The sequence below is a fragment of the Bacteroidota bacterium genome, from assembly GCA_040388375.1.
Taxonomy (GTDB): Bacteria; Bacteroidota; Bacteroidia; order UKL13-3; family UKL13-3; genus JAAFJM01.
This window is the reverse complement of record JAZKBU010000002.1, coordinates 192,858-205,220: the sequence shown is the minus strand read 5'-3', so window position 1 is coordinate 205,220 and position 12,363 is coordinate 192,858. Positions and strand designations below refer to the sequence as shown.

8 protein-coding genes are annotated in these 12,363 nt (G+C 35.2%); 5 read left to right on the top strand and 3 right to left on the bottom strand.

From position 1 onward, the window contains the following. Positions 1-974: S1 RNA-binding domain-containing protein (locus V4538_03085; GenBank protein ID MES2379997.1), on the bottom strand; the 974-nt coding region annotated here is incomplete at its 3' end. 331 nt (positions 975-1,305) lie between these two features. On the opposite strand from V4538_03085, the gene V4538_03080 reads away from it, so the two are divergent. The 5 genes from V4538_03080 to V4538_03060 all read left to right on the top strand — a co-directional run bounded on the left by V4538_03080 (position 1,306) and on the right by V4538_03060 (position 6,238). Next, a complete protein-coding gene (locus V4538_03080; protein MES2379996.1) occupies positions 1,306-1,824 on the top strand; it encodes a DinB family protein in 519 nt (172 codons plus the stop codon). A 202-nt stretch (positions 1,825-2,026) separates the two neighbouring features. Further along, a complete protein-coding gene (locus tag V4538_03075) occupies positions 2,027-2,284 on the top strand; it encodes a helix-turn-helix transcriptional regulator (protein MES2379995.1) in 258 nt (85 codons plus the stop codon). 328 nt (positions 2,285-2,612) lie between these two features. Then, positions 2,613-4,094, top strand: coding sequence for a hypothetical protein (locus V4538_03070; GenBank protein MES2379994.1), 1,482 nt, complete (start codon positions 2,613-2,615; stop codon positions 4,092-4,094). A gap of 162 nt (positions 4,095-4,256) precedes the next feature. Beyond that, the gene (locus V4538_03065) at positions 4,257-5,000 is read left to right on the top strand and encodes a hypothetical protein (GenBank protein ID MES2379993.1); all 744 of its coding nucleotides are present in this window, start codon (positions 4,257-4,259) and stop codon (positions 4,998-5,000) included. Positions 5,001-5,230: 230 nt separating this feature from the next. After that, positions 5,231-6,238: a hypothetical protein gene (locus tag V4538_03060; GenBank protein MES2379992.1), complete on the top strand. Its 1,008-nt coding sequence runs from the start codon at positions 5,231-5,233 to the stop codon at positions 6,236-6,238. 80 nt (positions 6,239-6,318) lie between these two features. Here the strand turns inward: V4538_03060 and gyrA are convergent, their stop codons facing one another. Together gyrA and V4538_03050 are read right to left on the bottom strand one after the other, a co-directional pair. Then, positions 6,319-8,961, bottom strand: a complete 2,643-nt coding sequence (gene gyrA / locus V4538_03055; protein MES2379991.1) for a DNA gyrase subunit A — start codon at positions 8,959-8,961, stop codon at positions 6,319-6,321. A 345-nt stretch (positions 8,962-9,306) separates the two neighbouring features. Next, positions 9,307-12,150: a pitrilysin family protein gene (locus V4538_03050; protein MES2379990.1), complete on the bottom strand. Its 2,844-nt coding sequence runs from the start codon at positions 12,148-12,150 to the stop codon at positions 9,307-9,309. Positions 12,151-12,363 lie beyond the last annotated feature (213 nt).

Below are 12,363 nucleotides of genomic sequence, written 5' to 3'. Positions count from 1 at the left end.
GGGTTACGTAAATGTTGGCTCCAGCTCATTTCACTTACGTGAATTAAACCTTCAACACCAGGAGCTATTTCTAAGAAAGCACCGTAATCAGCAATATTTACAATTTTACCTTTTACTTTACCACCTACAACTAACTCAGTGTTTAAACTATCCCAAGGGTGAGCTTGTAATTGTTTTAAACCTAATGAAATACGTTTTTTCTCATCATCAAAATCAACAACTACTACGTTAATTTTTTGATCTAACTGTAATACTTCTTCAGGGTGATTTACGCGGCCCCAAGAAATATCAGTAATATGTAATAAACCATCAACACCACCTAAATCAATAAACACACCAAATGAAGTCATGTTTTTAACAGTACCTTCTAATACTTGGCCTTTTTCTAATCTAGATAAGATGTCAGATTTTTGAGCTTCAATATCCTCTTCGATTAACACTTTATGTGAGATAACAACGTTTTTAAATACGTTATTCACTTTAACCACTTTAAATGGCATAGTTTGACCCACATATATATCGTAATCTTTTATAGGTTTAGTATCGATTTGTGAACCAGGTAAGAAAGTATCCATACCTAATACATCAACCACTAAACCACCTTTGGTACGAGATTTAACGTAACCATTAACAATTTCGTCATTTTCATGAGCACGCATAATGTTTTCCCAAGCGCGTTCGCTCACTGCTTTTTTACGGCTCAATATTAATTGGCCTAAAGCATCTTCTTTAGTTTCTAAAAGCACCTCAACAACATCACCAACTTTTAAATCCGGTGTGTCTCTGAATTCAGTGCGAGCAATTAAACCATCTGATTTGAAACCGATGTTTAATACTACTTCTTTTTCTGTAAAACCTACTACTGTACCTTTTACAATTTCTTTTTCTGTAATGGCAGATAAGGTTTTTTCATAAGCCGATGCCATTTGTTCACGCTCGTTTTGGTTGTAATCGCCAAAGCCTGCGTTGTCCATGTTCCAGTCAAAATCTGGTAAATTTGTTGTTTTGTTTTTTGTTGTTTCTGTCAATTTATTTGATCTCCTTTCGCTTAAAAAAGCCCGCAATTATAATTGTAATTAATTGAACTGCAAAATGTTTTTAGTTTTATTTTTTAAATTTAAAAGGTACTTTTAAGCATTGGCTATTAGCTTAATAGCTCATTTTATTTAATAGCACGAAGCATATTTTCGGAAATCCCCGTGTTTGCAAGCCAAAAGCTTAGCAGTCAATAAGCCATGGAAAATTAAATAATCAAAATTAAACATTCAGAAATTTCATTTAGTTTTGCCTTTTTATTTACACAAAATGAATATAGCAAAACCCGATTTATCATTATTCCACCCATACATTGCCCAATACGTTAACCTAGTAAAATCAGACGATTTATATACCGAATTATATAAAGAAAGCATGGATACTATTGATTTATTAACCAGCTTAGACGAAGAAACCCTGCTTTATAAATACGAACCTACCAAATGGACAATTAAAGAAGTATTTCAACATATTATAGATTGTGAGCGTATTTTCCAGTACCGTATTTTGGCTATTGCCCGCCAACCGGAAGTAGCTTTATTGGGTTTTGATGAAAATATTTATGCAGAAAACAGCATGGCCGATAAAAGAAAAATAATGGATTTGGTACGTGAATTTTCTATGGTGAGAGGAGCCACCATTGAGCTATTAAAATCATTACCAACCACATCTTGGGATAAAATGGGTTCAGCCAATAACAGGCCGGCCAGTCCTCGAAGCATTTCCTATATGTTATTAGGCCACGAAATACACCATAGAAACGTAATTGAAAAACGATACTTAATCTAAATTCGTTAGTTATGTGAGAGAATGCTTAAACATGCATTCAAAACCATTTATATAAATGAATATACATCTGCTTATATAGCTCACTTATTTCTATTTATTGCCATTTTCCCGTTTTGATTAAATGCAATACCAATTTAATCTACTTATAAATTCCTATTTTAATAAGGTAATTTTTAGGCAGAGCAAAAACTTATTTGCATAAGTGAAAGAACAAGAAATAGAATTGTTATATCAATTACTAGGAGAACGTATCAGACAATTGCGTATTGCAAAAGGGTATAGCAGTCAGGAAACCTTTGCATACGATGCTGAAATTCCCAGAGCACAGTATGGTAAATACGAAAAAGGCTCTAACTTAACTATTTTATCTTTGTACAGAATTTTAAAATTTCACAAAATATCATTTGAAACATTTTTCGCAGATGATTTTCAAAAGTTAGATAAGTTGATGAAAAAGTAATTTTGCTAGTTGGCAAAAAATTTCATTTTATATTCCCATTTGCCATTAATTCTTCTCCGTTTACTTTTTGTCAAATACCCCCTTCATGTGCATAATTAAGGTGTTTTTTTAACGGATTATCCTTACCTACATACTATATAACGAATTGTTGTATTTGTTTAAATACTAAAAGTAATATACAATTTATCTGAAAAAACGTATTCTCAATAGTGTTTTTTGAAAGATACCCCCGTATAAATACCTGATACATAAAACAAGTATTTATGCTCTGTTGCTTCTTGTGGTTAGTTTTTACATTTGTTGTACACTAAAATACCAATTAAAATTTATGAAAAAGAAGATGATTATGGCTGTTTTCGTTTTGGTTGCTTTAACCATTACGTTGAGCACAACATGGGATAAGAAAAATGCCCCCTCTACAATTGCTACAAATGGAGACACTAATTTTTACATTAGTTTTTCACCAACACCACCCAAAGATATTGGCCCAGACAGTAATACCAATAGCTATAATCTAGCCTCTTTTGCCTGGAATGAGTTTTTTGCTTTAAATTGGAAGTCGTCCTATGCCACCAGTAAATTACGCGATAAGCCAGACTCCAATTGGAATTATTCAAGCAGCGGAGCATACCCTAATTTAGTGGTATGGGAAACCTTTGCACACCGCGCAGAGTTGAGCCCTTTTAATGATACTATGTTGCCATTTGATAATGCCCCACACGTTAATTATGGAATTACACTTAAGCCATTAAACACAGGCGACAGTTTAAATTTATTTGATGTATTGGATGAGAACAATGAAATTGGCTCATGCGATATGTATGCTTTTGTAAAACCAAATCAGGCTCCCGGTAGCCGCTCTAAAATGCTATTGTACCAGGCTAAAGTTAACCGCGATGAGTATGAATATATTTACAAGCGTTTTCCGAAACAGGCTAAGCTACAGGCAGCCATTGCCAAAACAACAAAAACCTTAAACAAATATAAAGCTTATGATAGCCTGGGTACCCCTAATTCATGTGATTGTATTGATACCACAGTTGTTAATCTGCCTTGCGGTGGTGCTATAGTAAATGGAAAAACCATTATTGGTGCCATGGAAGTAAAATCAGCTTGGCGCGAAAAAACAGCTAATGATGATGCCAGCAAATTTCTCACCCGTAAAGTAGTTGTGTTTTTGCCAGATCCAAAGAATGCTAAAGTGGTGTATTATACCAATAAAACCTATTTGCTCATCGCTTTACATATTATACACAAAACCAAAAACAATGAAGATTTTGTATTTGCTACCTGGGAAAATATCAATATAGATAAAGATAGTTTAGGTTACGTGTTATTGAAAAGTGGCATTGAAACAGGAACTGTTCAATCGCCATTTCCCCGCTTGCATACTATAGACCCTGTTATTGCAAAATCTACGCAGTATGCACATAGCTTATTGAAAATGAAAAACAGCGGTTCAGTTTGGCTTAATTACAGGTTAGTAGGAGTGCAGGCAGTACCTAGTAATAATACCACTGCGCCCAATTTTTTCCTAGCCAATGCAGCCGTTGAGTCCGATTCAACTTTAGCTAATTTTAGAGGAAGTGGTATTGGTAAGCCCCATAATCAACAACCTAATATTTTGTATAGAAATAATAACCAGATAAGCATGGGTGGTTGTCAGGGATGCCATGGCGTAGCACAATCAAAATTTGGTACCGATTTTTCGTTTTTATTAGGCAGTCCTGTAAACTCACCTGATATAAAAAATCAAAAAAACAGCCAGGCTACTAAAACGACTAAATTAGGGTTTTTCAGCAGGAAATAGATTTGCTAAAGCATTAGGATAAAAAGGTGTTCAGTTATAAATGAACACCTTTTTTTATAAATGTTGCTGGTTATTCTGGCAACATAAGTATTGTTTCTGAGTACGTTTTTGTATCAGTTCTATAAATTGTTTAATATTGAATATAAAAGCCAATCAACCCCAATGTTTATATTTCAAAAACGTATTGTTATTTTATTTTTTGCTACCGTTTTATTAGTAGCTTCATGCAGTTTGCCTAAAGAAACCTTACAACGCGTAAACACTAAAACCAAAGAAACAATTGATTTGCCTTTGGAGTATGCCAATTTATTTCCACCCGTGGTTGCTAAGGGGTGGGATGATTTTTATGATACATTTGACAGTTACCTAACTGCCGACATTATGAAAACCCAAATGGGCTTAAGCTACGAAATTAATAATGTACAAGTATGGTGGTGTACACCTGCAGCCCGTACCCACGTGCAATTAGATACAGCTACCATGATTAAAGATAACAGCTTATTATTGGGTGAATGGCGGGCTATAACGAATAGAACAGTTACTTACTATGACTCTGCTTTGATTAAAGAAGAAAAGATAATCAGAAGCGCTCAATTGGTAAATGAAAATAAAACGGATGATGTATTGTTATTGATAGATGCTCAAAAATGTAAACTATTTAATAAAGCGCAGGGGAAAACTGATTACGCAAGAGTGTTTAGTAAAAACTATGCGGTTGAAAATAAAAGGTACTTATTGTTATATGGATTGAGTAAAGATGGAGCGACTGTTGCCTTTATTGGTATAGATAAAGATGGACAATTGATACTGAATAACTATTATGTAGAAGAACGAAAAGTAAAAGGTCAGTACATGATTTATAAGGCTACCATGCACCAATTGGTATTTAAACGCGTAGAAAAGTAGTATTTACTTATTTTAACAAATAATAGTTTTAACCCTTTTATAAAAACAAAAAGAGGTGTTCATGTATAATTGGGCACCTCTTTTTTATTTGTAAGTAATAGTAAAAACTGGTGTTTTCACTATTGTTTTATACCTAAACTAACTTAAGTTTTGCGGGCATGGCATTTATAACCCCACTTATTAAAAGTAAAATGCTATAACTTAAAATCTTAAACTAAAACACGCTTAAAATGAAACAAAACACTATGAAAAAATTGGTCAATTACTACCCCTTTAATATGCAGACTACAGGAGAAACAGTTATTCAAGGTATAAGAGGCATAAAAGGAACTAAAAAAGTTTATATAGCCGCAAGCTTGGTTAATAACGGAACCAGCTCCAGTATGATAGGCTTATTATACGAAGGTACTTTATTAGGTAATGGCGTGAATGGCGTATGGAATGAATTGGTTTTTACAAGCCCAGACTTTGACGATGTAATTAATACATCGTGTTATGGTCCAAACGACAAAGGAAACAATGAAGTACAAATAGTAGGTTCCTACAAAAGAGCATCGGTTAATATTATGTATGGTTTTTTATATGAAGGGCCAGTTAACGGGCAAGGTACTTGGACAACCATTAGTCCCAATGGTGGTGATTTTATGAACTGTTTTGTGCATAGTATTATGGGCGATTTAGCTGTTGGAAACTATGATACCAAATTAACCAATGGTTATGCTTTTATCTATAATATTATTACTAGGGAGTATATTGATTTTATCATTCCTGAGGCATACTCTACCACCTTGTATGGTATCTGGCATAACGGGGGTAATAGTTATACTTTAGCCGGTGGCTGTGGTATGGGTAAAGTAGGCGATTTGAGCCAGGCTTTTATTACCGATTGGGATGCAAGTAACAATACGATGAGCAATACCAGATTTTACCAATACCTTGATGAAAAATTACAAACCATTGTTACGCATTTTGAAGGTATAACGAGTGATAATGATGGCGGCTATAATTTACCAAGTGATTGGGTAAGCGCTACTGCAAAGGGTGGAGCTGCTTTTGTAAACATTAAACGGAATCTCGACAACACATTTAGTGATGCAGAATGGGTGGCATTGAGTTATCCTACAAGTGATGCATTGTCTTTAAGTGCCAATACTTCTTTTGAAAATAAAACACTGGGCGTTTACACTACAGAAGAAGGAGTAATTTCTTATTGTGCAGATGTAATTGATGTAAATTAGTTAGTTGTTTAGAGTACAATAACTACAAACAAAAAGAGGATGCCTTTTGGGACATCCTCTTTTTGTTTATTAAAAATTGATTATTCAGCAGGAGGGGTTTCTTCCTCTTCTGTATCTTCTTCTTCTGTATTTGGATTAATGGCTGCATCGTCCATTGCTCTGTCAACTATTTCGTTGATTAAATTGCTTTCTGTTGGTGCAATTACAGCAATAGGATTTCCATCTTCATCCAACTCGTTTATTACAATTGGGTTTCCTTCTTCGTCTAACTCTTCTTCATCACCAGGTATGTAATTAATTTTAGCTACCGATGCTATTTCATCTTTATCGCCAATATTAATTAAACGAACGCCTTGTGTTACACGTCCAATTACCCTTAAATCTTTCATGCTTAAACGAATGGTAATACCGCTTTTGTTTATAATCATTACGTCCATGCTATCGTCCACATCTTTAATAGCTACGAGCTTACCTGTTTTATCGGTTACGTTCATTGCCATTACCCCTTTTCCTCCACGGTTGGTAATACGGTAATCTTCCACTTCACTACGTTTACCCATTCCATTTTCGCTTACCACCAATACGTTTGTAATTTTAGGATCTTCAATAGATACCATACCAATTACTTCATCGCCCTCAGCTAAACGGATAGCTCTAACTCCGGTAGCGCTTCTACCCATTGGGCGAACGGTACTCTCGTTGAAACGAATGGCTTTTCCTTCTCTACTAGCTATTACCATTTCGCAGGTTCCGTTGGTTAATCTTGCTTCTACTAACTGATCGCCTTCGCGTACATTCATAGAGTTGATACCATTTAAACGAGGACGGCTATAAGCTTCTAAAGTGGTTTTCTTAATGGTTCCTTGTTGGGTAACCATAATTACATTCATTTGGTTAATGTATTCAGGGTCGCTTAAGCTTTTTACATTTAAGAATGCTTTTACTTTATCGTCAACCGGAATATTAATTAAGTTCTGGATGGCTCTTCCTTTGGTGGCTTTTTCGCCTTCCGGAATTTCGAATACACGTAACCAGAAACAACGTCCTTGTTCAGTAAACAACAACAAGTAATTATGGTTAGTGGCCATAAAAATATGTTCTACAAAATCTTCCTGGCGTTTGGCTACTCCGCGACTACCACGTCCGCCACGGGCTTGTGTGCGGTATTCGCTTAGTGAAGTACGTTTTACATAACCCAAATGCGAAATAGTAATTACTACTTCATCATCAGGAATTAAGTCTTCCATACTCATTTCGTTGCCAACCATCTCTATGACGCTTCTACGCTCATCACCATATTTATCGCGCATTTCAATTAACTCATCTTTGATAATCTGGTAACGCAATGTTTCGTTGTTTAAAATTTCGTTTAAACGAGCAATCAATTTCATGATTTCTTCAAACTCATCTTTTATTTTATCGCGCTCCAATCCTGTTAAACGTTGTAAACGCATATCAAGAATAGCTTTTGCCTGAATTTCTGAAAGTTTGAAATTTTCTATTAAACCAGCTTTTGCTTCGTCAGGTGTACGTGAACCTCTGATTAAGGCAATAACTTGGTCTAAGTGGTCTAAGGCTATTAATAAACCTTCTAATATATGTGCACGTTTTTCTGCTTCTGCTAATTCGTATTGGGTTCTGCGCACTACAACCTCATGGCGATGAGCCACAAAATGAGTAATTAATCCTTTCAGATTAAGCATTTCCGGACGACCTTTTACCAAGCAAACATTGTTTACACTGAAAGAGGTTTGTAATTGAGTAAATTTAAATAATTTATTCAATACTACATTCGGAACAGCATCGCGTTTTAAGTCATAAACAATACGCATACCATCTCTATCACTCTCATCACGCACATCACTGATGCCTTCAATAACTTTTTCGTTAATTAAATCGGCAGTTTGCTTAATTAGGGTTGATTTATTGATTTGGTATGGTATTTCATTTACCACAATTTGGTCTTTCCCAGTTTTGCTGGTTTCAAAAATAGCTTTTGCACGCATTACAATTCTACCGCGTCCTGTTTCAAAAGCATCTTTTACGCCTTCGTAACCATATATAATACCTCCCGTTGGAAAATCAGGAGCTTTTACATATTTCATTAATTCAGGAATGGTAATTTCTCTGTTATCAATGTAGGCAATAATACCATTGATGGTTTCCGTTAAATTATGCGGAGCCATGTTGGTAGCCATACCTACAGCAATACCTGAACCTCCGTTTACTATTAAATTAGGAAACTTAGCAGGTAATACGGTTGGCTCTTGTAAACTATCGTCAAAGTTCGAGCGAAAGTCAACAGTTTCTTTTTCTATATCGTTTAGTAGTTCTTCTGCAATTTTGCGTAAACGTGCTTCGGTGTAACGCATGGCAGCCGGTGGATCACCATCAACTGAACCAAAGTTTCCTTGTCCGTCTACCAAAGTGTAGCGCATGCTCCAATCTTGTGCCATACGTACCATGGCATCATAAACTGATGAGTCGCCATGTGGATGGTACTTACCTAAAACCTCACCCACAATACGAGCCGATTTTTTATAAGGTCTGTTAGAGGCTAAACCTAAATCAGTCATACCATACAAAACCCTACGGTGTACGGGCTTTAAACCATCGCGCACATCGGGTAAAGCGCGACTCACAATTACCGACATTGAATAATCAATGTAGGCGGTTTTCATTTCATCTTCAATGTTGATGGTTATAATTCTGTCTTCTGCCATTTTATAATGATTTTTAGTACCGGTATTTAAATTAAAAATTTATTCATAATCTGAATAAAATTATAAAAAACCAATAACGCTCAAAAGTACTGAAATTAAAGCACCCGGTGGCTATAAAATACCCACAAATTTTAAAGCAATTGTGGATTGTTTTATTGTCTTAAAATGGGTTTGGAGAAGCCTGTATTTGTTTGTCAGTTAATGTTTTGTAATACCTAGGTGTTAATACCTCAGGCAGATATTCATTTTTAACTTTTTTAAGGTTAAAATATAAGAGGGCTTTATGGAAAAAAAAAGCCTTGCAAACATAGTTTGCAAGGCTTTTAAAGAGTTATTGTGCAACGATTAATCGTTTGCTTTTACTTCAGTTACTTTATAACCTAATTTTTTCAAAGGTTCTGTAATTTTATCTCTGTCACCAACTACTACTATTACCATTTTTTCAGGGGCTAATATTTCGTTGGCTAAAGCTTTTACTTCTTCTTTGGTTAATGAGTTTAAAATAGCTTTTTGTTGCGCTTGGTAGTCGGCAGGTAAGTTTCTTTCTACAATACCGTTTAAGAAAGCTGCTTTATCTCCATTTGACTCATATCTTAAAGCATCGCTTTGTCCAATTGATGTTTTGATAAAGTTTAATTCTTCATCATCAATTCCACCTTCGCGTAGTTTTTTAATTTCATACATGATTTCGCGTACTGCACTATCAGTAGATGTTTGTCTAACACCTGCAGATGTAGCCCAGATACCACCAAAATCATTTCCTCTTAAACTACTATAGATACCATAAGTAAATCCTTTTTCTTCGCGTAAGTTTAAGTTTAAACGGCTATTGAAGTTTCCTCCTAATATAAAGTTCATTAAACCTGCTTTGTAGTATTTTCCATTCCAGTCGTAAGGAATTGCAGGGTTACCTACAAAAATTTGTGATTGAGGTGCTTTGTATTTATCTACTAAGTAAATTTGTGTTTGTTCAACAGCTACAGCTCCATCTAATTTAGGTAAAACAACATTCTTTTTACCCCAAGCTTTTAAGAAACTTAATTTCTCTAATACTTCCTCTTGACTCAAGTCACCAATAACTACTACCGTTGCATAATCTGGTGCATAGTATTTATCGTAGTATGATTGTACGTCTTTAATTGATAAACCTTTGATTGTTTTAGTGCTTCCACCGGCAGGCACACCTTGTATGGTTCCTTTTCCGTATAATAAGCGGCCAAATACAACATTACCTGCATAAGAAGCATTTTGTAAGCTTTGCTCTACGTTTTGGTAAGTTTGGTTTGAAATACGTTTAAAATCTTCTGCAGTAAATTTAGGGTGCATTAATGCATCCTGGAATAAATAAAGCATTTGGTCTAAATCTTTCTTTTGGCAGCTTACTGATGCAATAGAAGCATCAAAGCTAGCACCGAAACCGAATCCGCCACCTAATTTTTGGGTTGCAGCATCTAATTGCTCTCCGGTTAATGTTTGAGTAGCCTCACCCATCATATTAGCTGTTAAACTGGCTAATCCTGATTTTGAAGGATCTAAAACCATGTTTCCACCTTTCATGCGTAAAGTAATATCAACACCTGGTGTTTCAGTTGAGCGGGTTCCGATAATTTTTATACCGTTAGGTAAAGTAGTTTGCCAGTAGGTAGGTACTACTACATTTTTTAAAGGAAGTGGAGTAGGTTTAATGCTTCTATCAAAGTTATCTTTTGGTTTGTTGTATGATAAACCTTTGTATTCTAACTCATTTGTTCCTTTTTCCATTTCAGGATCTTTGTGAACATACTCTTGTTTGTTAGCTGCATTTAAATCTTTAGGGAATACACGCACTTTTACAAAGTTTCTGTTTAAAATATAAGTTCTGAATACGCGCATTACATCTTCTTTGGTTACTTTTTTGTAACGGGCTAATTCTTCAGCTAAGTTATATGATTTGCCATTGTGTATGTAATTAAAGAACATTAACAATGAAGAACGACCTTGTACACTTTCCATAGCGCCAATAAGACTGTTTTCTACCTGGGCGTAAGCAGCCGCAATTTCTACATCAGTTACTCCTTTGGTATTAAATTCGTTCAAAGTTTCAGTTAATAATTTTTCTTCATCTTCTTCGCTACCCGGGAAAGTTAGTAAATCAATTACAAACTCACCTGCTAACTCTGAACCTACGTTATAACTAGATGCTTGCACCAGTTTTTCAGGTTTAATAAAGTTTTTATAGAAAATTGCATTTTTACCTTGGCTTAAAATACCACCTAAGAAATCAAGTGCTGCTTCATCCGCATGGTATGAAGGAACTGTAGGCCAAGTATATTCGTTTAACGGGAAAAATACTTTGTCTGGGTAGTTTACATATTTGTTATCTGCTAATCTGAAAGGCTCTACGCGTTGTTTACGTACTTCAGGTCCTTTTGGAATAGGTCCAAAATATTTTTCAGTTAATCTGATTACATCTTGTGGATTCACATCACCACTTACAATTAACGAAGCATTGTTAGGTGAGTACCAGCGCATAAAGAAATTCTTTACGTCATCAATAGTAGCGTTATCTAAATCGCGTAAGTAACCGATTACCGGCCAGCTGTACGGATGACCCATAGGGTACATATTTTGGTCACGGATTTCGTCTGTTTTTCCGTAAGGTTGGTTGTCAACATTTTGACCTTTTTCATTTTTTACAGTTGAGCGTTGTACTTCAAATTTTTTGGTTGTTAATGAATCCAATAAAAAACCCATCCTGTCTGACTCTAACCACAATGCTGTTTCCAAGTAGTTTGAAGGTACTGTTTCAAAGTAGGTAGTTCTATCTCTGTTTGTGTTACCATTCATTTGTCCACCCGCAGCCTGTACCATTTTAAAGTGTTCTTCGTCTTTTACGTGCTCTGAACCTTGGAATAACATGTGCTCAAATAAATGCGCAAATCCTGATCTACCTGCAGCTTCACGAGCTGAACCTACGTGGTAGGTAACTTCAACGTGAACCAAAGGATCTGAATGGTCTTCGTGTATAAATAGGGTTAAACCATTGGCTAATTTGTATTTCTCGTAACCAATTTTAAGTTCGCCAGGTTTGGCAACAACTTTTTCAATTAATACCGTTTGACCGGTAGTTGCTGGCTGTGTTTGAGCTTTAAGTGCTGAGCCTGCACTTGTTAAAAAAGCTAAACCAGCGAGGAGGAATCGTTTTTTCATATATTAGATGTGTATTTTAATTCTCTTAATTTTGAGTGCAATATGTATAATTTAATAGTTATTTCAGTCAAAAAAGTTGCTTAACGGACATATTGTTAATTAAATGGCTGATTTATTTGCCAAATTAATTATTGACAGGCTGTTGATGAATAGTTTTTGTTTAGTTTTTGTTTTTATGGGTTGATGCCATTACTTTCGCAATCATAAATAATT

Bases quoted from the DNA above. Each gene is read 5' to 3' on its own strand.
- V4538_03080 (MES2379996.1), top strand. From the start codon at position 1,306: ATGAATATAGCAAAACCCGATTTATCATTATTCCACCCATACATTGCC.
- V4538_03070 (MES2379994.1), top strand. From the start codon at position 2,613: ATGAAAAAGAAGATGATTATGGCTGTTTTCGTTTTGGTTGCTTTAACC.
- V4538_03065 (MES2379993.1), top strand. From the start codon at position 4,257: ATGTTTATATTTCAAAAACGTATTGTTATTTTATTTTTTGCTACCGTT.
- V4538_03060 (MES2379992.1), top strand. From the start codon at position 5,231: ATGAAACAAAACACTATGAAAAAATTGGTCAATTACTACCCCTTTAAT.
- gyrA (MES2379991.1), bottom strand. From the start codon at position 8,961: ATGGCAGAAGACAGAATTATAACCATCAACATTGAAGATGAAATGAAA.
- V4538_03050 (MES2379990.1), bottom strand. From the start codon at position 12,150: ATGAAAAAACGATTCCTCCTCGCTGGTTTAGCTTTTTTAACAAGTGCA.